The organism is Pseudarthrobacter sp. NPDC058119, assembly GCF_042884655.1.
In the GTDB taxonomy this organism is placed as follows: domain Bacteria; phylum Actinomycetota; class Actinomycetes; order Actinomycetales; family Micrococcaceae; genus Arthrobacter.
Window position 1 is genome coordinate 100,176 of the sequence record NZ_JBHVTN010000006.1, and the last position, 19,246, is coordinate 119,421.

Annotated in this window: 20 protein-coding genes; 16 read left to right on the top strand and 4 right to left on the bottom strand. The window is 66.5% G+C overall.

Translation table 11 applies throughout. The annotated features are described in order from the left end of the window. The first annotated feature begins 141 nt into the window (after positions 1–141). From ftsH to ACFVTD_RS13895, 10 genes are read left to right on the top strand one after another with little or no spacing between them, the layout of a single operon-like run. On the top strand, positions 142–2,205 hold the full coding sequence (ftsH, locus tag ACFVTD_RS13850) for an ATP-dependent zinc metalloprotease FtsH (RefSeq protein ID WP_387563874.1): 2,064 nt from the start codon (positions 142–144) through the stop codon (positions 2,203–2,205). Positions 2,206–2,214: 9 nt separating this feature from the next. Continuing rightward, positions 2,215–2,859 (top strand): GTP cyclohydrolase I FolE, encoded by a 645-nt coding sequence (folE, locus tag ACFVTD_RS13855; protein WP_387563877.1) that lies wholly within the window; start codon positions 2,215–2,217, stop codon positions 2,857–2,859. Between the two features lie 9 nt (positions 2,860–2,868). Then, positions 2,869–3,807 carry a dihydropteroate synthase gene (gene folP, locus ACFVTD_RS13860; RefSeq protein WP_387563880.1) on the top strand — a complete coding sequence of 313 codons (939 nt, stop codon included), beginning with the start codon at positions 2,869–2,871 and terminating at the stop codon, positions 3,805–3,807. Between the two features lie 13 nt (positions 3,808–3,820). Next, the gene (folB, locus tag ACFVTD_RS13865) at positions 3,821–4,213 is read left to right on the top strand and encodes a dihydroneopterin aldolase (protein WP_387563883.1); all 393 of its coding nucleotides are present in this window, start codon (positions 3,821–3,823) and stop codon (positions 4,211–4,213) included. Then, the gene (gene folK, locus ACFVTD_RS13870; RefSeq protein WP_387563886.1) at positions 4,210–4,755 is read left to right on the top strand and encodes a 2-amino-4-hydroxy-6-hydroxymethyldihydropteridine diphosphokinase; all 546 of its coding nucleotides are present in this window, start codon (positions 4,210–4,212) and stop codon (positions 4,753–4,755) included. Before folB ends, folK begins: the two co-directional genes overlap by 4 nt. Continuing rightward, entirely contained in the window at positions 4,752–5,300 is a 549-nt protein-coding gene (locus ACFVTD_RS13875; protein ID WP_387563889.1) for a DUF3180 domain-containing protein, read from the top strand. Before folK ends, ACFVTD_RS13875 begins: the two co-directional genes overlap by 4 nt. Beyond that, complete coding sequence (locus ACFVTD_RS13880) at positions 5,281–5,793, top strand: PH domain-containing protein (RefSeq protein ID WP_387563892.1); 513 nt, start codon at positions 5,281–5,283, stop codon at positions 5,791–5,793. The genes ACFVTD_RS13875 and ACFVTD_RS13880 overlap by 20 nt, the downstream gene beginning before the upstream one ends. Next, the gene (locus ACFVTD_RS13885) at positions 5,790–7,445 is read left to right on the top strand and encodes a PH domain-containing protein (RefSeq protein WP_387563895.1); all 1,656 of its coding nucleotides are present in this window, start codon (positions 5,790–5,792) and stop codon (positions 7,443–7,445) included. Before ACFVTD_RS13880 ends, ACFVTD_RS13885 begins: the two co-directional genes overlap by 4 nt. Then, positions 7,438–8,331 (top strand): Rossmann-like and DUF2520 domain-containing protein, encoded by an 894-nt coding sequence (locus tag ACFVTD_RS13890; protein ID WP_387563898.1) that lies wholly within the window; start codon positions 7,438–7,440, stop codon positions 8,329–8,331. Before ACFVTD_RS13885 ends, ACFVTD_RS13890 begins: the two co-directional genes overlap by 8 nt. Further along, positions 8,332–9,273, top strand: a complete 942-nt coding sequence (locus tag ACFVTD_RS13895) for a 4-phosphopantoate--beta-alanine ligase (RefSeq protein WP_387563901.1) — start codon at positions 8,332–8,334, stop codon at positions 9,271–9,273. It begins immediately after the preceding gene. 91 nt (positions 9,274–9,364) lie between these two features. Here the strand turns inward: ACFVTD_RS13895 and ACFVTD_RS13900 are convergent, their stop codons facing one another. Next, positions 9,365–9,631, bottom strand: coding sequence for a hypothetical protein (locus tag ACFVTD_RS13900; RefSeq protein WP_387563904.1), 267 nt, complete (start codon positions 9,629–9,631; stop codon positions 9,365–9,367). Positions 9,632–9,758: 127 nt separating this feature from the next. On the opposite strand from ACFVTD_RS13900, the gene ACFVTD_RS13905 reads away from it, so the two are divergent. Then, the gene (locus tag ACFVTD_RS13905; RefSeq protein WP_387563907.1) at positions 9,759–10,376 is read left to right on the top strand and encodes a TetR/AcrR family transcriptional regulator; all 618 of its coding nucleotides are present in this window, start codon (positions 9,759–9,761) and stop codon (positions 10,374–10,376) included. A 46-nt stretch (positions 10,377–10,422) separates the two neighbouring features. Beyond that, a protein-coding gene (locus ACFVTD_RS13910; protein ID WP_387563909.1) for an IS5 family transposase occupies positions 10,423–11,305 on the top strand; the annotation gives its coding sequence in 2 pieces (ribosomal slippage) (positions 10,423–10,782 and positions 10,784–11,305; 882 coding nt in all). A gap of 59 nt (positions 11,306–11,364) precedes the next feature. On the opposite strand, the gene ACFVTD_RS13915 is transcribed toward ACFVTD_RS13910, so the two are convergent. Next, on the bottom strand, positions 11,365–12,978 hold the full coding sequence (locus tag ACFVTD_RS13915) for an HNH endonuclease (protein ID WP_387563912.1): 1,614 nt from the start codon (positions 12,976–12,978) through the stop codon (positions 11,365–11,367). Positions 12,979–13,275: 297 nt separating this feature from the next. Here ACFVTD_RS13915 and ACFVTD_RS13920 point away from each other — a divergent pair, with 297 nt between their 5' ends. Both ACFVTD_RS13920 and ACFVTD_RS13925 read left to right on the top strand, forming a co-directional pair. Further along, positions 13,276–13,842, top strand: coding sequence for a type 1 glutamine amidotransferase domain-containing protein (locus ACFVTD_RS13920; RefSeq protein ID WP_387563915.1), 567 nt, complete (start codon positions 13,276–13,278; stop codon positions 13,840–13,842). 130 nt (positions 13,843–13,972) lie between these two features. Further along, entirely contained in the window at positions 13,973–15,475 is a 1,503-nt protein-coding gene (locus ACFVTD_RS13925) for a DHA2 family efflux MFS transporter permease subunit (RefSeq protein WP_387563918.1), read from the top strand. A gap of 63 nt (positions 15,476–15,538) precedes the next feature. Here the strand turns inward: ACFVTD_RS13925 and ACFVTD_RS13930 are convergent, their stop codons facing one another. Beyond that, a complete protein-coding gene (locus ACFVTD_RS13930) occupies positions 15,539–16,375 on the bottom strand; it encodes an alpha/beta fold hydrolase (protein ID WP_387563921.1) in 837 nt (278 codons plus the stop codon). 61 nt (positions 16,376–16,436) lie between these two features. After that, a complete protein-coding gene (locus ACFVTD_RS13935; protein WP_387563924.1) occupies positions 16,437–17,351 on the bottom strand; it encodes an alpha/beta fold hydrolase in 915 nt (304 codons plus the stop codon). A 68-nt stretch (positions 17,352–17,419) separates the two neighbouring features. On the opposite strand from ACFVTD_RS13935, the gene lysS reads away from it, so the two are divergent. Both lysS and ACFVTD_RS13945 read left to right on the top strand, forming a co-directional pair. Further along, positions 17,420–18,958 carry a lysine--tRNA ligase gene (gene lysS, locus ACFVTD_RS13940; RefSeq protein WP_387563927.1) on the top strand — a complete coding sequence of 513 codons (1,539 nt, stop codon included), beginning with the start codon at positions 17,420–17,422 and terminating at the stop codon, positions 18,956–18,958. A gap of 2 nt (positions 18,959–18,960) precedes the next feature. Next, entirely contained in the window at positions 18,961–19,137 is a 177-nt protein-coding gene (locus tag ACFVTD_RS13945; RefSeq protein ID WP_387563930.1) for a hypothetical protein, read from the top strand. Positions 19,138–19,246 lie beyond the last annotated feature (109 nt).

Below are 19,246 nucleotides of genomic sequence, written 5' to 3' on the forward strand. Positions count from 1 at the left end.
CGCCCACAGGGAACTTTTGCTTTTCGCTATGCGTGATTTACTCCGGACGGTGTATAGCTAGAAGCTGACGCAGCACCATCACGCGCGCAGATTACTCGCCGTGAAGCACTACCGGAAGGGACGGGGCCAGCCCCCGAACAGATGAAAGCTAAGAACTTCTTCAAAGGCCCGGGCATCTGGATCGTCGTTGTGGTCGGTCTGCTCCTTGTGGCTTTTGCAACGCTCGCCCCCGGCGGTGCGGCCCGGATCGACACTGACAAGGGCCTGGAACTGCTCTCCAGCAACAAGGTGGAGCAGGCCAAGATCTTCGATGGCGAGAACCGCGTTGACCTCACGCTGAAGGACAACCTGCAGGTGAACGGGCAGGACAAAGGCAAGAGCGTCCAGTTCTTCTTCGTGGATGCCCGCGCGCAGGACGTGGTGAAGGCTGTCACCGACGCCAAGCCGGCCCAGGGCTTCACGGACCAGCCGATTGAAAGCAACTGGTTCTCAGGCCTGCTTTCCCTCCTGATCCCCGTGATCCTGCTGGGCGCACTCTTCTGGTTCCTGATGACCCGCATGCAGGGTGGCGGCTCCAAGATCATGCAGTTCGGCAAGTCCAAGGCCAAGATGGTCAGCAAGGACATGCCGCAGGTGACCTTCGCGGACGTCGCAGGCTCGGACGAAGCCGTGGAGGAACTGCAGGAAATCAAGGAATTCCTGCAGGAACCGGCCAAGTTCCAGGCCGTCGGCGCCAAGATCCCCAAGGGCGTGCTGCTTTACGGCCCGCCAGGTACCGGCAAGACCCTGTTGGCCCGCGCTGTCGCAGGTGAGGCGGGGGTCCCCTTCTTCTCCATCTCCGGCTCCGACTTCGTGGAAATGTTTGTCGGCGTCGGTGCTTCCCGCGTCCGGGACCTCTTCGAACAGGCCAAGGCCAACTCGCCGGCCATCATCTTCGTGGATGAAATCGACGCTGTCGGGCGGCACCGCGGTGCCGGCATAGGTGGCGGCAACGACGAACGCGAGCAGACCCTCAACCAGCTCCTGGTGGAGATGGACGGCTTCGACGTCAAGACCAACGTCATCCTGATCGCTGCCACCAACCGGCCGGACGTCCTGGACCCGGCACTGCTGCGTCCCGGCCGTTTCGACCGCCAGGTATCCGTGGAAGCGCCGGACTTGATCGGCCGCGACCAGATCCTGCAGGTGCACGCCAAGGGCAAGCCGATGGCCCCCGGCGTCGACCTGAAGGCCGTGGCCAAGAAGACACCCGGCTACACGGGTGCGGACCTGGCCAACGTCCTGAACGAGGCCGCCCTGCTCACGGCACGCTCCAACGCCAACCTCATTGACGACCGTGCCCTGGACGAGGCCATTGACCGCGTCATGGCCGGCCCGCAGAAGCGCAGCCGCGTCATGAAGGAACACGAGCGCAAGATCACCGCCTACCACGAAGGCGGCCACGCCCTGGTGGCAGCTGCCCTCCGGAATTCGGCGCCGGTCACCAAGATCACCATCCTTCCCCGCGGCCGGGCCTTGGGATACACCATGGTGGTTCCGGAGAACGACAAGTACTCCGTGACCCGCAACGAACTCCTCGACCAGATGGCCTACGCCATGGGCGGCCGCGTGGCAGAGGAGATCGTGTTCCACGATCCCTCCACCGGCGCATCCAACGACATCGAAAAGGCCACCGGCACCGCACGCAAGATGGTCACCGAATACGGCATGAGCGAACGCGTCGGTGCCGTGCGCCTGGGCCAGGGCGGCGGAGAACCCTTCCTGGGCCGCGACGCCGGGCACGAGCGCAACTACTCGGACCAGATCGCCTACGTGGTGGATGAGGAAGTGCGCCGCCTGATCGAGCAGGCGCACGACGAGGCCTACGAAATCCTCACCGAAAACCGCGACATCCTGGACATCCTGGCCCTGGAACTGCTGGAGCGGGAAACCCTCAACCAGGCAGAGATCGCAGACATCTTCCGGGATGTCCGCAAGCGCGATTTCCGTGAGGTGTGGCTGTCCAAGGAGACCCGCCCCGTCCAGCTGACCGGACCGGTGGAGAGCCGCCAGGAGCGTGCCGAGCGCGAAGCCCAGGAGGAAGCCAAGAAGGCCCGTATGGATGAACCGCTGGACGCACAGCCGCCGCATCCGCAGGGCGTGCCGGAGGACGCTCCGTTTCATGGGGGCACCCCCGACTCGGGGCCTGACACCCTTCGCGGCTAAGCTTTCCCTGTGACTTCCTTCGACGACGACGACGTTTCCGCCTCCGCCGCCCACCCGGCGGAGGCCGGTTCCCACCACTCCAAGAGCGAAAAGGTGGACCGGCCACGGATTGAGGCGGCCGTCCGTGAGATCCTCCTTGCCATCGGCGAGGACCCGGACCGCGGCGGCCTCCTGGACACCCCCAAAAGGGTCGCAAAGGCCTATGCGGAGGTGTTCGCCGGGCTGCACCATGATCCGGCGGACGTCCTGTCCACCACCTTCGACCTGGACCACGAAGAACTGGTCCTGGTCAAGGACATCCCGTTCTATTCAACGTGTGAGCACCACCTGGTGCCGTTCCACGGGGTGGCCCACGTCGGGTACATTCCCTCGCATGACGGCAAGGTGACCGGGCTGAGCAAGCTGGCCCGGCTGGTGGACATCTACGCCCGCCGCCCCCAGGTGCAGGAACGGCTCACCACCGAAATCGTCGAGGCGCTGGTACAGCACCTCAAACCCCGCGGTGCCATCGTCGTTGTCGAATGCGAACACATGTGCATGTCCATGCGCGGCATCCGCAAGCCCGGAGCGAAGACCGTCACCAGTGCGGTCCGCGGGCAGCTTCATGACCCGGCCACCCGTGCCGAAGCCATGAGCCTCATCCTCGGAAGGTAACCACAGACCATGGATACACTCGCTGCAGCCCCCGGAACGGGGCCCGCAACATCCCCGCTGCCCATCCTGCGCAAGCCGCGGCCGGCCGCGCGTTTCGAAGACCTGCCCACCGACCGCACCCTGGTCATGGGCATCCTGAACGTCACCCCGGACTCCTTCAGCGACGGCGGCAAGCACGCGACCGCGGACACGGCCATCGCGGCCGGCCTGCGGATGTTCTATGCCGGCGCTGACATCATCGACGTCGGGGGCGAGTCCACCCGGCCCGGTGCGGACGACGTCACCCCGGAGGAAGAGCAGCGCCGCGTGCTGCCTGTGATCGAAGCGCTGGTCAAGGCCGGCGCCCTGGTCAGCATCGACACCACGCACGCCTCCACGGCAGCCGCTGCCCTCAAGGCCGGCGCCGCCATCATCAACGACGTCTCCGGCCTGACCATCGAACCCGAGATGGTGGAGCTTGTGGCAGCCTCCAAGGCGCCCTACGTCCTCACCCACCGCCGGGGCGACGCCAGGACCATGAACTCGCTCGCCGAATATACGGACGTTGCCGGTGAAGTGGTGGCGGAGCTGGCAGGGGTGCGGGACAAGCTTTACGCTGCCGGCGTCAGCCAGGAACAGATCATCATCGATCCGGGCCTGGGGTTTGCCAAGAACGACGCCCAGAACTGGGAACTGCTGCAGAACCTGGACCAGCTGGACAGCCTGGGGCACAAAGTCCTGGTGGCCGCCTCCCGCAAGCGTTTCCTCGGCACACTCCTTACCGTTGCCGGAAAGTCCGCAGCTCCCGATGAGCGGGACGCTGCCACGGCCGCGATCACGGCGATCAGCGCCAGCCGCGGGGCATGGGCCGTCCGTGTACACGACGTCGCCTCCAGCCTCGACGCGGTCAAGGTGGCGGCGCGCATGGCGGCGGCACCTTCGACACAAGCCGTACCCAAAACGCAATAGGGCCGGGGGACCCATGGACAGGATTACGCTGACCGGAGTGACGGCCGTCGGCTACCACGGTGTCTTCGATTTCGAACGCCGGGAGGGCCAGCCCTTTGTCGTGGACGCTGTGCTCTACCTGGATTTCACCGGAGCCGCGCAGTCCGACGACGTCCGGGACACCGCCCACTACGGTGAGGTGGCCCAGCGTATTACCGACTGGATCACCGGGGAGCCGCTCAACCTCATTGAGGCACTCGCGGTGCGGATCGCCGAAGGCCTCCTGTCCGAATTCGCGCTCCATGCCGTGGACATCACGGTCCACAAACCGCAGGCCCCCATCGAGGTTCCGTTCGGTGACGTGGCAGTGACGGTCCACCGGGATCGGGCCTCCACCGCCCCTGCGCCGGCCGGGGCACACGCATGAACAGGATCTACACCAAGGCCGTGCTGGCCCTGGGCAGCAACCTCGGCGAACGGAATGAGACCCTGACCGAGGCCGTGGCGGACCTGGTGGACCCGCCGGAGGTCCGGCTCCTCGCCGTCTCGCCCATCGTCCAGACCAAGGCGGTGGGCGGACCCTCCGGCCAGCCGGACTTCCTGAACATGGTCATCACCGTGGAAACCATCCTCACCCCTGCGGAACTGCTGGAACACTGCCAGGCCGTGGAGAACAAGCACCTCCGGGTCCGCGAGGTCCACTGGGGGCCGCGGACGCTCGACGTCGACATCATCACCTACGGCGAGCTCCGTAGCGACGATCCCGTCCTGACCATCCCGCACCCCCGCGCAGCATCACGTGCTTTCGTCCTCTATCCGTGGTCCCTCATCGAACCCGCCGCCACATTGAACGGCGAACGGATCAGCACCTTGGCAGTCCAGGCCGGCGATTTCAAGGACCTGGCCCCGTTTGACGGGTTCGGGGATTTTGACGGACTGCCCACGGCGGGAGCTGTGGACGAGCGATGAAGCCCATCAATCCGCTGCGTTTGCTGCTGATCTGCGTCATCCTTGCCATCGCCGGCTGGTCGGCCACGGTTGTCACCAGCCGCTTCAGCATGGCCACGCCTGTCCTGCCTTCCACCGCGCTTGCCACCATGGGCGTCATCGTCGTCATTACCCTGATCCTGGGGATCCGGATCCTGAGGTGGCGGAACAGCCACCAGCCCAACAGCAAGGCGAAGAAGACGCAGCTGGACCCCCTGCTGGCCGCCCGGACCCTGGTCCTGGCACAGGCGTGTGCGTACGCCGGGACGGTGCTGCTGGGCTGGCACGCGGGCATCTTCCTGGACCAGCTGCGGATCTGGAGCCTGCGCAGCGACCAGGGCATCACCTGGCTTGCCCTTGCCATGGCCGGCGGCGGCCTGGTGATGATCGTGGTGGGACTCCTCGTTGAGCGGTTCTGCAGGATTCCCCCGGAGGACGGTGATACCCCCGGTGTTGACGGGAAGAAGGGCCGTACCGCCCGCGGGGAGGCCGCCGGGGAAGGCGAGTATGCGTATCGAGGCGATTGACCCGCCCGGTATTGCCTGGCAGCGGGTTTCCCCGAAGTACGTGACGGTCCGGCTGGTGGAGTGGGCCCTGGCCAACGTCCTTGCGGTGCTGGTCCTGTCCGCGCCGCTGGTGTTTGTCCTCCTGGGGTGGTGGCGGTGGCCGCCGCTGTGGCTGGCCGTCACCGTTCCGGCTGCCACCCTGGTGGTCGCCCTGTGGCGGCTGGTGCTCATCCCGCGGCAGGTCCGGGCCATAGGATACGCCGAGCGCGACGACGACCTCCTGGTCAGGAGCGGCATCTTCTTCCAGCGCACCATGGCCGTCCCCTACGGCCGCATGCAGTACGTGGACATCGCGGTGGGGCCGGTGGAGCGCGGGCTGGGCCTGTGCACCGTGAAGCTCCATACCGCGGCCCCCGGCACCCATGCGCGGATTCCCGGCCTCCCGGCAGCGGAGGGCGCGCGGCTACGCGAACAGCTGGCCGCGCGCGGCGAAGCCAGGCTGGCAGGACTGTGACCACTGACGGCCCGTTGCCCGGAGTGCCCCCGCTCCCACCTGACGCGGTACCGGAGAGCCAGGGAACGTCCGACGGCGAGTGGCTGCGCGTGCATCCTGCCTCACCTTTCGTCCGCGGCTGGGTGGCGCTGGCGGCCATTCTGTTCTTTTTCGGCCGCGACCTGTTTGAGCGGACGCTCCAGGGCCAGCCAGTGTTCGAAGACGGGTTCGCCCGCCGTGCTCCATGGCTCCTGGGCGGCGGCGCGGCGGTGTTGGCCGTTGCGGTCCTGGGGTTCGTCCTGACCTGGTACTTCACCAAGTACCAGGTCTCCGGCGGCTACGTCCGCGTCAACACCGGCTTCCTCTTCCGCCAGCACCGGCAGGCGCGGCTGGACCGGGTCCAGGCAATCGACATCGAGCAGCCGCTGCTGGCCCGGATCTTTGGCCTGGCCGAACTCAAGTTCGAGGTCGCGGACGCCGGTGAATCAGCGGTGCGCCTTGCCTACCTGCCGATCGGCGACGCCCGCCGGCTGCGCGCCACGATCCTTGCCGGGGCGTCCGGGGCTGAGGAAAATTTCCGTGCAGGTCCGGCCGCCGGCATCGACGCCGCGGCGGTTCGGGGTCCCGGCGGCCCATCGGCGGCGTCCTTTGGCCCGCCTGCACCCGAGGCGCCGGAACTCCAGGTACTTCGCGTGCCGCCGTCGCGCCTTATCGGATCGCTCCTGCTGAGCGAGCAAAGCTTCTTCATTGTGGTGGGCGGCATCGTCTCGGTGCTCCTGTCAGCGCTGACGGACAACCGCGCTTTCTACTTCTACCTGGTGCCCGCCGCGCTGGGCCTCGCCGCAGGTTACTGGAACTTCTTCAACAAGGGCTACAACTTCACCGCCGCGGTCTCACCGGACGGCATCCGGCTGCGGTACGGGCTGCTCGATACGCAGGCGCAGACGCTTCCGCCCGGCCGGATCCAGGCGGTCAAGATCGCCCAGCCGCCGCTGTGGCGTCCGTTCGGCTGGTACCGGATGCAGGTGAACGTTGCCGGATACGGCACGTCCGGCAACGCCGCGGAAGGGAACACCAGGACCATCCTCCTGCCCGTCGGAAAGTTCGCCGACATCATGGCCATGCTCCCACTGGTCCTCCCGGACCCGGGAACCGAACGTCCTGCTGAGATGTTCGCCGCGGGGCTTACAGGCAGGGATTCCGGCGGTGGATTCACCACCACGCCGCGGCGGGCAAGGCTGCTGGCGCCCCTTGCATGGCGCCGGAACGGGTTCGCCGCCACGGACACGGCCCTGCTGATCCGTTCCGGGCGCTGGTGGCGGGACCTTGTGCTGGTACCCCATCAGCGGACGCAGTCGCTGGCGATCCACCAGGGCCCTTTGGCGCGCCGGTTCCGGGTAGCTGACCTGGTGCTGCACACGACGGCCGGTCCCGTGGCCCCGCGGCTGACCCAGGCGGGACTGGATGAGGCCCGGCAGCTCTTCGACGAGCAGTCCGCGCGTGCCCGGCTGGCCAGGAGGCGGCAAACCACCGAACAATGGTTGCGGCAGGTCGTTCCGGCATCGGGGCCTGCGGCAACGCCGGGCACCCCGGTTCCCGGGGCGCCGCATCCTGGGACACCCGCCCGTGAAGCCCGCCCCCATTACCAACAGGAAGGCCAGCAACATGGCTAAGCCCGGACGCCTCGGCGTCGGAATCATCGGTGCCGGCAAGGTGGGCGCCGTGCTTGGTGCGGCCCTGCGCGCCGCCGAACACGCCGTCGTAGGAGTGTCGGCCGTCTCCGACGCCAGCCGGGACCGGGCCGAGGCGCTCCTCCCCGGCGTGCCCGTCCTGGAAGTGCAGGACATCGTGGAGCGTGCCGAACTGGTGCTGCTGGCGGTGCCCGACGACGCCCTGCCGGACCTGGTGGAAGGGCTGGCGAAGCTTGGCGCCTGGCAGCCGGGACAGCTTGTGGCCCATACCTCCGGCCGGTACGGCGTGGGCGTGCTGCATCCGGTCCGTGCCGCCGGGGCGGTTCCGCTGGCGCTGCACCCGGCCATGACCTTCACGGGAATGAGCCTGGACCTCACCAGGCTGCTCGACTGCACCTTCGGCGTGACCGCCGACGCCGCCATGCTCCCCATCGCGCAGGCACTGGTGGTGGAGATGGGGGCGGAGCCGGTGGCCATCGCCGAGGCGGACCGGACGCTCTACCATGCAGCCCTGGCCCATGGTTCCAACCACCTGGTCACGCTGGTGGCACAGGCCTCACAGCTCCTGCGCGAGGTGGGAGTGGAATCACCTGAGCGGATGCTGGGGCCGCTGCTGCGGGCCACGCTCGAAAACGCGCTGGCCTCGGGGGAGTCCGCGCTGACCGGACCGGTGGCCCGTGGGGACGTGGGCACCGTGCGTGCCCACGCTGAGGCGCTGCGGGAGTTCGACGGCGGCGGGCACGGCGACGTGCTGGCCGCCTACCTTGCGATGGCCCGCGCCACCGCCCTGCGCGCCGAAGGGCGGGGGCTGCTGAAACCTGACCAGCTGAAGGGGCTGCACGAGGCCCTCGACCCGAAAGAAGACTGAATGCCCATTCAACTCGTCACCACCGCGGCCGGCCTGAAAGCTGAAAGCGCCCTCTTGCTGGGCGCGAAGCACGGCGTTTCCCAGGGGCTGGTGCCCACCATGGGCGCACTCCACGAAGGGCATGCAACGCTGGCGCGCACCGCCGTCGAGCAGAACGATGTGGTGGTGGCCAGCATCTTCGTCAACCCCCTCCAGTTTGGCGACGCCGTTGACCTGGACCGCTACCCGCGGACGCTCGACGCGGACCTTGCCCTGCTCGAGGAGCAGGGCGTTGACCTGGCGTTCGTCCCCTCCGTGGAGGAGGTCTACCCCGGCGGCGAGCCCCTGGTGCGGATCACTTCGGGCCGCCTGGGGGACATGTGGGAGGGGGCCTCGCGGCCCGGCCACTTTGACGGTGCCCTGACCGTCGTGGCCAAACTGCTGCACTACGGCATGCCGGCGGCAGGCCTTCCGTCTGGAGCGGCAGGTTCTGCCGGTTCTGCCGGTCCCGCCGGCGGCGGCCTGCCGGCGTACCGGGCCTACTTCGGGCAAAAGGACGCCCAGCAGCTGGCCCTGGTCCGGCGGATGGTTGCCGACCTGGATTTCCCGGTGGAGATCGTTGGCGTTCCTACGGTCCGCGCGGAGGACGGCCTGGCGCTGTCCAGCCGGAACCGCTTCCTGTCCGATGCCGAGCGGGATGCGGCGCTGGTCCTGTCCAGGGCGCTGCGGCTGCTGGAGGAACGGGCCAACGCCCACGAACCCCTGGGCCTCGACTCTGCGCTGGCGATGGTGGAGTCCCAGCCGTTGGTGGAACTGGATTATTTCGATGTGGTGGACCCGGGCACGCTTGAACCGCTGGCCGAGAACTGCCGGGAGACACCCTTCCGTGGCGAGGGCCTGGCGCTCATCGCGGCCAAGGTGGGGCCCGTGCGCCTGATCGACAACCTGCCGCTCAGTTCATAGGTACGGGGCACACAGGTACGGGGCGGGGTGCTGCCGCGCTGGATTTGGCCGGCGGCCCTGCCGGACCCTTACCGCAGCCCTGTGGGACACCTTAGAGGACCGGATGGTCCCGGTTGATCATGAGCTGTTCAAGCAGCGCGCGTTCGGGCTGGCCCGGGTTCCTGGCGACGCACCGGCGCAGGCGTGCCCTGGCAAGCTCTTCACCCGGATCCTGGCCGCCGAGCAGTTCATCGATGATTTCCTGGGCCTGCCACCGGAGCGATTCGATGGCTAACTGCCTGACCTCGGCGGGCGTCTCGCCGGACATCCAGGGATCAGGGTCCGACGGGACACTTTGGAACATCCGCTCTGCTGACATTGGGGCCTCCTTGCTCCAAACCGGCGGACCTTTGGTGCGCCTGTGCGGTGTCCTAAAGAACTGCGTAGGGAAAACACTACAGCGGGAAAGACCGGTCTGTCTTCCTCTCGGATAGACTCCAAGTCCTATGAGCACAGAGGCGAAGGTCCCGACATCCGATGCGTCCTCCGCGGGGGCGCCGGAGGGCAGCACCAATACCGTGGAGCGGATCCTTACGGTGGCCTACGAACTTTTCTCGCGCAGGGGAATCCGGGACGTTGGCGTCAATGAGCTGATCGAGCGGTCAGGAGTGGCAAAAGCCACGTTCTACCGGCATTTCCCGTCCAAGGATTCGCTGGTCCTGGCGTTCCTGGAGCAGCGGGACAAGCTGTGGACCGTGGAAGGAATCGTGTCCCGGGCCCGCCGCCGCGGCCAAACACCGGTTGAGCGCCTGCTGGCCATCTTCGACGTCCTGGGGGAGTGGTTCCAGCGCGATGACTTTGAGGGGAGTACCTTCACGCAGGTCCTGCTGGAGATGGGGCCGTCGCACCCCTTGGGCCAGGCCAGCATCAACTACCTGGCGAAACTCCGGGGTCATGTGCAGGCGCTGGCCGAGGAAGCGGAACTTGAGGACCCCGATGGGTTTGCTCGCTCCTGGCAGATCCTCATGAAGGGATCCATCATCTCGGCCACCGGTGGCGACCTGGACGCAGGGAAGCGTGCACGGCAGATGGCGGCGTGGCTGATCGAGCACCACCAGTCCTAGGGCGTGTCTCCAAAATCAGCGACGCCCTAACTGAACTGCTTGATGGGTGTCTCGTACATCTGTGTTGAGTGATGATCAGTGGTCCCGGATTGAGCCGTTGCTGCCGAGTTCTGATGGGCGACGGGGCCGGCCGTTCCGGGGCCACCGGCAGGTTGTCGAAGGCATCATTTATCGGTATCGCTGCGGCGTGGCCTGGCGCGACCTGCCAGCAGAGTTTGGCCCCTGGCAGACGGTTTGGAAGCGGCACCGCCGGTTCGCTGCCGATGGAACCTGGGACCGGATCCACGCCAGCCTCTTGGCAGAGGCCGACGCCGCAGGGCAGATCGACTGGACGGTCTCGGTGGACTCGACCATAAACCGGGCACACCAGCACGGGACGAACCTTCCCCGAAGCGCAGGAGGAACTCCCGAATTACAAGAAACTGCTTGCTGAACCTCCCGACCACGCCATCGGCCGGTCCAGGGGCGGATTGAGCACCAAAATCCATCACGCCTGCGACGGTAAGGGCCGTCCACTGGCGATGATTGTCGGCCCTGGCCAGGCCGGCGACTCGCCCATGTTCCCGGTTGTCATGGAGGCGGTGCGGGTACCCCGCCTTGGCGGCGGCCCGCCTCGAACCCGTCCCGAAGCGGTGCTGGGCGACAAGGCATATTCGTCTCGGGCGAACCGGTCGTTGCTGCGGAGCCGGGGCATTAAGACCGTTATTCCCGAGCCCTCCGACCAGATTCGGCACCGCAAACGCCGCGGTTCACGGGGCGGTCGCCCCGTGAACTTCGACTCCAACATTTACAAAGGCCGCAATACCGTCGAGCGGTCCTTCAGCCTCTTCAAGCAATGGCGCGCCATTGCCACCCGCTACGACAAACTCGCGCTGACCTACCGCGCAGGGGTTGTCCTTTATGCCGTCGTCATCTGGTTACGACAATAAGGAGACACGCCCTAGTCGACCAGAGTTGCAGAACGGGTCTACGGACTGACTGCGGCAGCCTACGGCCGGGCACCGATGGCGTCGGGGAAGAGGGCGAACGACGTGCTCAGGAGTTCGGCCCATAGGGGATCGTCGGGGGAGAGGTCGCTGGGGTCTATGGATGCTTCGTCGTCGGGTTCCCACTGAGGGAGGTTTTCGAGGCTGGCTTCCAGGCACGGGCATGGGGTGGCTGCGTACTCGTCCGCCTGCTTGGTTGCGCCTGTCGAGGTGTCTCGTTCTGAGGCGTCGCTGAACAGTGCCAGTAGCCATTGTGGCCAGTGGGTTGGTTCTGCGTCTTGTTGTTCTGGGTTGTAGTGGCGTCCGGTGGGTGAGGTCCAGCCGGGTGGTTCATTCTTGTTGGCCGGGCCGGGTGTCCATTGGCTGTGGTGTTTGAGTCGATGGTGTTTGGGGCAGAGCTGGGCCAGGTTGCTGACATCGGTGGTGCCGCCGTGTTCCCAGGCTTGGAGGTGGTCGGTGTCGTTGTCAGGGGTCTTGTTGGTGCAGCCGGGGAAGGTGCATTTGGCATCGCGCAGCCTGATCCAGTGTTTGATGGGGCCGGTGAGCCGGTAGTTCTTCCGGCCGATCTCCAGCGGTGCCCCGTCCCTTGGGTCGACCAGGACCCGGTAGAACGAGTCGGCCCCGTCCGCGACCAGCCTCCGCGCCATGGACGCCGGGATGGGGCCGAAGCCGTCGAGTTCGGCCGGCTCATCCGTCGTCCCGAGCATGGAGAGTACCGGCACCAGGACGAGTACGTCGGCCCGCGGGGTGGGGACCTTGCCGACTTCGGCAGGCTTGCCTGCGCCGAGTAGCAGGGAGGCGGCGATGTCGGGGCGGAGTTGGGTGAGGGTGCGGGGTTCGTTGGGGCCTTGGAGGCCGCGGGCGGTGGCGGTGGTGCGGTTCCAGATCGCGCACGCGGTGTCCCCGGGGAGGTAGAGGGAGAGCCAGGCCATGCCGTCCGTGTCGGGGGTGTATTCCATCCGACGGTCAGCGGCCCCTTTGGCGTGGCGTTTCTGGATTGATTCGGGGTGGTGGCGTTCCCGCCAGCTGCGGACCTTGGCCCGGAACCTGGACGGAACGAGGTCCCCCGGGGCGGCACCCCGGGCGGGGTGGGGCGCGGCCGGGTCGAAGAAGTGCGCCACCAACGCAGCTGCACCACTCCCATCGAGGCCTTCGGTTTCGTCCGCGATGATGCGGGCGTGCTGCCACGACATCGCCCCGGCGGCCAGCGTCTCGAAGGCCAGCGGGAGGGAACAGACCCGCCGTGACTGCTCCACCAACGCCCCCGCGGCCGCGGAGCTGATGGCCAGGACCCCGGCGATCTCCTCCACCACCGACATCTGCACGTAGGTACGGTCAGAGTCGGAGGCGTCAGGCGGAGTCAGCGCCTCCTGGAACCCAACCGACTCGGCGGCATCCTGTGCTTTGACCGCGGCGAGCTGCGCCTCCAGCCGGGCCGCAACCTCCAACCGTTCCAGCCGGATCTCATACCGCCGCTGCAACACATCAACACCGGAACCAACGGCGGTCATTGCAGCATCTTCCAGGTTCTGGTCCTCAAAAGTGAGCCCATCCAGGGCAGCAACAGAGGCACGAACACCCTCCAAAACCACCCCAACACCACCGCCGATTCCCATACCCACATCATCCAACGACCCACTGACATTTAGGCCGGAAACCGTGGCCGCCAGACCTTCTGCAGCGGCTGGCGCCCTGACCCGCTAACCCGCCTGCCGCCGTCGTGCGCATTCCCGCTGCGCAGGCTCCTCCGCGCACCCCAAAATACGCGTCCCACTGCGCGGACTCACCAACATAGATAGTCAGCTTGCTTATTACTTTTCTCTTTCCTAGGCTGGAACACGTCAGGCAATCAACTCTCGAGCGGGACCCGACGCGCCCAGACGCTTTGTGGACCGCTCCAGCGAGGAGGAAACATGTCAGAGCACAGCATCGCGGGCAAGAAGGTGGCATTCCTGCTGACTGATGGAGTGGAACAGGTGGAACTCACCAGCCCCTGGCAGGCCGTAAAGGATGCCGGCGGAGATCCCACCCTCATCGCCCCGAAGAGTGGCAAGCTGCAGGGCTACGACGGAACGGAGAAGGGCGATACCTTCGACGTCGACCTCACTGTCGCGGACGCCAACGCCTCGGACTTCGACGCACTGGTCCTTCCGGGTGGTGTGGTGAACGCAGACCACCTGCGCGTCGACAAGGACGCCCAGAGCTTCACCCGCAGCTTTTTCGAGCAGCACAAGCCTGTGGCATCGATCTGCCACGGACCGTGGCTGCTCATCGAAGCCGGAGTCATCCGGGGCCGGAACGTCACGTCCTACTTCACGCTCGAAACCGACCTGAAGAACGCCGGCGCCAACTGGACGGACCAGGAAGTGGTGGTTGACCAGGGCCTGGTCACCAGCCGCAACCCCGACGACCTTCCGGCGTTCAACAGCAAGCTGATCGAGGAAATCTCCGAAGGCCAGCACGCAGGGCAGACCGCTTAGAGGGACCCCCTAGTGTTCCCTCGGGGGTAAAAAGAACCCATGCAGAGGAATTACTCCAGCGGGTAGAGTGTTGGAATCTGCAGCGGCGCCGACCGCGCATCACTCTTAAAACACCCCTGAGGGAACACCCATGTCTACCGAAGTCTCTCCGAACGCCAGCGGACAGCCCGCCCCTCACCAGGGACTTGGCGAAGGAATCCGCCAAGGAACCCCGCCCGCAGCGCCGGAGAAGATGTCCCACGAGGCCGTGACCATCATCAGCACGCTGCTGGTGGCAACGTTCGTGGTGATCCTCAACGAGACCATCATGAACGTCGCCCTGCAGCGGCTCATGGTGGACCTCCGGGTGGACGCCCCCACCGTCCAATGGCTGTCCACCGGGTTCATGCTCACCATGGCCGTGGTGATCCCCACAACCGGCTTTATCCTCCAGCGCCTCTCCACCAGGGCGGTCTTCATGCTGGCCATGGGACTGTTCGCCGGCGGAACAGCACTCGCCGCAGTGGCCCCCGGGTTCGAAGTCCTGCTCCTGGCACGGATCGTCCAGGCCGGCGGCACCGCCATCATGCTGCCGCTGCTGATGACCACCATCCTCACCCTGGTCCCGCTTGCCAAGCGCGGCGCCGTCATGGGCAACGTGAGCATTGCCATCTCGGTGGCACCGGCCATGGGGCCCACCGTCTCCGGGCTGATCCTTGAGCACTTCACCTGGCGCTTTATGTTCGTCTTCGTCCTGCCCGTGGCCCTCGCCGCGCTGGCCATCGGCGCCAAATACCTCACCAACGTGGGCGAGGTTGAGAAGGGCAAGCTCGACTTCCTGTCCGTCATCCTCACCGTTCCCGCCTTTGGCGGCCTGGTCTACGGGCTCAGCCAGATCGGCGGCGGCCACGGCGGCCAGGCCGGCCCCAGCGCCGGAGCCATCGCCGCCCTCGTCATCGGCGTCGCTGCCCTCGCGGTCTTCGTGCTGCGCCAGGTCCGGCTCCAGAAGGCCGCCGCGCCGCTGCTGGACCTTCGGGCGTTCAACTTCCGCATGTTCACCGTCTCGGTCCTGCTGATGGTGGTGGCCATGATGGCGCTCTTCGGCGGCGTTATCCTGCTCCCGCTCTACCTGCAGGAAGTCCGCGGCCTGGGGTCGCTGGAGACCGGCCTCGCGCTGCTCCCCGGCGGCCTGGCCATGGGGCTGTTGGGCCCCGTCATCGGCCGGGCGTTCGACAAGGTAGGACCGCTGCCGCTCACCGTCACCGGTTCCATCCTCATGGTGGTGACGCTCTGGCAGTTTTCCATGCTGGACGCCGGTACTGCGGTGTGGTGGATCATCACCTTGCACGTGGGGCTGAGTTTCGGCCTGGCGCTCCTGTTCACCCCGGCATTCACCACCGGGCTTAACCCGCTGCCGCCGCACCTGTACTCCCACGGCTCGGCGATCATGAGCACCACGCAGCAGGTGGCCGGCGCTGCGGGCACCGCACTGCTGGTGTCCATCTTCGCGGTGGTGAGTGCGACGTCGGGCCTCGTCGCCGGGATGAGCGCCGCCTTCCTGACGGCAACAGTCATAGCCCTCGCCTCCGTCGTACTTTCCGCGATGATGCGCAAGACCGAAGGCGCCGGCCCGGGCCACGGCCCGGCGCACTGACGGGTCCAGGCCCAACCAAAAAGGCCGTTGCTCCCAGTGGGGCAACGGCCTTTTCGTGCCGGTTCAGCCGGCGAAAAAATCGCTCAGTTCCTTGATCAGCTTGTCCGGGGCCTTGATGGCGCCGTCGTGGCCGAAACCGGGCAGGATGGTGTAGCTGGAACCGGAGAGGACGTCGTGGATCTGCCCGCAGGCGATGCCGAAGTAGGCCGGGCTCTTTTCTCCGACCACGATCAGCGTTTCCAGGGGCAGGTCCAGGAACGGTTCGGCGGGCATGTCCGCGGCGATGATGGCCTTGATTTCGCGGACGCCGGTGCGCATCAGCTCACGCTGCTGCTTTCCCTCCGTGGTGCCCGCCGTCAGCTTGTTGGCGAGGGTGAGCATGGAGAGCGGCATCCTTGACGAGAAGGAACCGCCCGCTTCCAGGCCGCGCTGGATGACGGCGAGGGCGCGGTCGTGGTCGCCTGCCTTGATGGCGCGCTCGTACTCCACGATCCAGTCCGCGGTGACGCTGCCGTTCACGGAGACCGCGGGGTCGTAGACCGCAAGGCGCTCCACCGGAAGCGTCCGCGCGGCGTGCAGGGCTACGGCACCGCCGAAGCTGTGGCCGAAAACATCCGTGCTGGACGTGTGCTTCATGACGGTGTCCAGGTCCCGGATGTCCACGTCCAGCGTGTAATCCTCGGGCTGCGGGGACGACGATCCCCGGCCGCGCCGGTTGAACGTGTGCACCGGCCGGCCCAGGGCGGCGCTGAGCTTCTGCGCGAATTTGGTGTAGTCCGCGGCCGTCACCATTGAGGGCGGCACCACCACCACGCCCGAACCCGCCGAAGCCAGTTCCGCGCCGGTGGAGAAGAGCTCAATCGTGCCGCCGTCGGGGGTCCTGATGTTCTCTCGCGTCATGCTTCGAGCCTAGCTGAGCAAGTGGTTGCGGGCATCCCGGACGCGGCTGTGCACGCCGGGTTCAGCCGCGGTGGACGGGGATGGCGTCAGGAGTGTCCGGGCGCGCGTTTCCGTCCGGACCTTCGTCCTTGAAGTACGCCGAGATGTCAGCCACCAGTTCCTTCACCGCTGCCGGGATGGACCCGTGGAAGCACTTGGGGGAGAGCTGGTAGGTGCTCTGCGGGACTGCGGTGTGGAGGCGTTCCGCCGTCACCCGGTAATAGCTGGGGCTCTTTCCGCCTGCCATGAAGTGGGTTCCGGATGGCAGCACGCTGAAGTCGCGGGCGTGGTCCTTTTCGTCGAAGGCCGCGCGCAGCTCACCCACCCCGCTGGGCATGACCTGCTGGAACATCCTGTTGACCTTGGTCCGCGACAACACCGCCATCAGGCCGGCCAGGACCGGTTCCGGGATCCTGGCCATGGCCGAGCCGGCACTGGTGGCCTTCTTCATGTGCGCCAGCGCGTGCCCCACCTTGCCGTTGTTCACGGCGTCCTCGAATCCGTCCAGCCACGAGGTGTCGATGCTGCCGTCGATGTTCACCGCCGCGTCGTACACCGCGAGCTTGTCCGGAACGAACGCTGTCCCGGTGAACTCCTGCACAGCGTTCAGCGCCACGGACCCGCCCAGGCTGTGGCCCAGGATGTTCCGGGTGCCAGTGGCTTTGAGCACAGTCCGGACGTCCTCGATCTCGGTGGCCATGGAGTAGTCGGGCGGCTGCTCCGACGAGTTGCCGCGGCCCCGGCGGTCATAGACGTCAACAGCCCAGCCCTCTCCCAGGCCCTTCGCCAGCGCAACGGAGAAAGGCCGGTAGATCAGGGCAGTCAGGAACGCCCCGCCGATCAGCAGCACACGCTTTTCGCCTGGCGCATCCTCGGTGCCGTAGCTGTACAAAGCCAGCCTGCCGCCGTCGTGCGTTGGAAGTACCCGTTCTTTCACCCGGCCATCTTAGGGCGCAAGCCTGCGGGGCAGCTGAAAGTCCCAGCAGCCAAATCCCGGTAAACTTGATGATTGTGACTTCCCAAAACACCCCCGCGCCCAAGAATGCCCCAGAGCCCGTCGACGCCAGCGAGCAGATGCGGATCCGCATGGACAAGCGCGCCAAACTTCTTGAGCGCGGCACGGAGGCCTACCCCGTGGGAGTGGAACGGACGCACTCGCTCGCAGAGATCCGGGAGAAGTACGGCCGCCTCGAGGCTGACGAGACCACGGGCGACACTGTGGGCGTTACCGGCCGCGTGGTCTTTGTCCGCAACACCGGAAAGCTCTGCTTCGCCACCCTGCAGGAAGGCGGCACGGACGGCAAGGGAACGCGCCTGCAGGCCATGCTGAGCCTGGCCAACGTGGGTGAGGAAGCACTCGCCGACTGGAAGGCCCTGGTGGACCTGGGCGACCACGTTTTCATCAAGGGCGAGGTCATCTCCTCCCGCCGCGGCGAACTGTCCATCATGGCCGACTCCTGGTCCATGGCCTCCAAGGCCCTGCGCCCGCTGCCGGTGCTGCACGCGGACCTTAACGAGGAAACCCGCGTCCGCCAGCGCTACGTGGACCTGATGGTCCGCGACGAGGCCCGCGAGATGGTCTACACCCGCGCCGCCATCACCCGGTCCATCCGCGAGACGCTGTTCCGGCACCGCTACGTGGAAGTGGAAACGCCCATCCTGCAGCTGGTCCACGGCGGTGCCCTCGCGCGGCCTTTCGAGACCCACATGAACGCCTTCGACCAGAAGATGACCCTGCGTATCGCCACGGAGCTCTACCTCAAGCGCGCAGTGGTGGGCGGCATCGACCGCGTCTACGACATGGGCCGGGTCTTCCGCAACGAAGGCGTGGACTCCACCCACAGCCCCGAATTCACCACCCTCGAGTGCTACGAGGCCTGGGCGGACCAGTTCGTCATGGCCGAACGCATCAAGGAAATCATCCTCGACGCCGCGGACGCCGTGGGTGCCGGGCGCGTCCTGCAGACCGAAGCCGGGGAGATCAACCTCGACGGCGAGTGGACCTGGCTGGCCGTCTATCCCGGACTTTCCGACGCCGTTGGGCAGGAAATCACGCCGGACACCTCCGCTGAGGTGCTTCGGGAAATTGCGGCCAAACACGAGGTCAGGGTGGATCCCAAGTGGGACGCCGAGAAGCTGGCCGTGGAGCTCTTCGGTGAGATCGTGGAGCCCACCCTGCTGAACCCCACCTTCGTCTACGACTACCCGCCGTCCGCGCAGCCGCTGGCCCGCCCTCACCGTGAGGACGGCCGCCTGATCGAGGCGTGGGACCTGATCATCGGCGGCATGGAACGCGGCACCGCGTTCTCCGAACTGATCGACCCCGTGATCCAGCGCGAACGGCTCACCGAGCAGTCCCTGCACGCGGCTGCCGGTGATGTGGAGGCCATGCAGCTGGACGAGGACTTCCTGCGCGCCCTCGAATACGGTGCCCCGCCCATGGGCGGCATCGGCCTGGGCATCGACCGGCTGGTGATGCTCTTCACCGGCGCCGGGATCCGCGAAACCATCCTGTTCCCCCTGTTGAAGCCTGAAGGGCACTGACCATGGAGTACGTAGCAGTCATCCTTCCCTCCCTGGTGGTGGGTTTGCTGTTCTGGTTTGCCATGAAGGCGATCTTTAATGCGGACAAGGCCGAACGGCAGGCGGAAGCCCGTGCCCAGGCCGAAGCCGATTCACTTGCCGTGCGGCCCGCGGACCACCAGGGCCCCGAATCCAAATAGCTAAAACCCCCCAACTTTTCTGCCTTTATCCCCAAGGAACCATTAGGCGCTTTGACGCGTTGCCAAGATAAGAGTCATACTTTTTCCGGGAAACATCCTGCTTTTCTGA

What these genes read in the sequence shown, in the direction of transcription:
- folK (WP_387563886.1), top strand. Translation starts at nt 4,210, where the DNA reads ATGAACAGGATCTACACCAAGGCCGTGCTGGCCCTGGGCAGCAACCTC.
- ftsH (WP_387563874.1), top strand. Translation starts at nt 142, where the DNA reads ATGAAAGCTAAGAACTTCTTCAAAGGCCCGGGCATCTGGATCGTCGTT.
- ACFVTD_RS13905 (WP_387563907.1), top strand. Translation starts at nt 9,759, where the DNA reads ATGAGCACAGAGGCGAAGGTCCCGACATCCGATGCGTCCTCCGCGGGG.
- ACFVTD_RS13880 (WP_387563892.1), top strand. Translation starts at nt 5,281, where the DNA reads ATGCGTATCGAGGCGATTGACCCGCCCGGTATTGCCTGGCAGCGGGTT.
- ACFVTD_RS13945 (WP_387563930.1), top strand. Translation starts at nt 18,961, where the DNA reads ATGGAGTACGTAGCAGTCATCCTTCCCTCCCTGGTGGTGGGTTTGCTG.
- ACFVTD_RS13925 (WP_387563918.1), top strand. Translation starts at nt 13,973, where the DNA reads ATGTCTACCGAAGTCTCTCCGAACGCCAGCGGACAGCCCGCCCCTCAC.
- ACFVTD_RS13890 (WP_387563898.1), top strand. Translation starts at nt 7,438, where the DNA reads ATGGCTAAGCCCGGACGCCTCGGCGTCGGAATCATCGGTGCCGGCAAG.
- folB (WP_387563883.1), top strand. Translation starts at nt 3,821, where the DNA reads ATGGACAGGATTACGCTGACCGGAGTGACGGCCGTCGGCTACCACGGT.
- ACFVTD_RS13915 (WP_387563912.1), bottom strand. Translation starts at nt 12,978, where the DNA reads ATGGGAATCGGCGGTGGTGTTGGGGTGGTTTTGGAGGGTGTTCGTGCC.
- ACFVTD_RS13875 (WP_387563889.1), top strand. Translation starts at nt 4,752, where the DNA reads ATGAAGCCCATCAATCCGCTGCGTTTGCTGCTGATCTGCGTCATCCTT.
- ACFVTD_RS13920 (WP_387563915.1), top strand. Translation starts at nt 13,276, where the DNA reads ATGTCAGAGCACAGCATCGCGGGCAAGAAGGTGGCATTCCTGCTGACT.
- folP (WP_387563880.1), top strand. Translation starts at nt 2,869, where the DNA reads ATGGATACACTCGCTGCAGCCCCCGGAACGGGGCCCGCAACATCCCCG.
- ACFVTD_RS13895 (WP_387563901.1), top strand. Translation starts at nt 8,332, where the DNA reads ATGCCCATTCAACTCGTCACCACCGCGGCCGGCCTGAAAGCTGAAAGC.
- ACFVTD_RS13900 (WP_387563904.1), bottom strand. Translation starts at nt 9,631, where the DNA reads ATGTCAGCAGAGCGGATGTTCCAAAGTGTCCCGTCGGACCCTGATCCC.
- lysS (WP_387563927.1), top strand. Translation starts at nt 17,420, where the DNA reads ATGATTGTGACTTCCCAAAACACCCCCGCGCCCAAGAATGCCCCAGAG.
- ACFVTD_RS13930 (WP_387563921.1), bottom strand. Translation starts at nt 16,375, where the DNA reads ATGACGCGAGAGAACATCAGGACCCCCGACGGCGGCACGATTGAGCTC.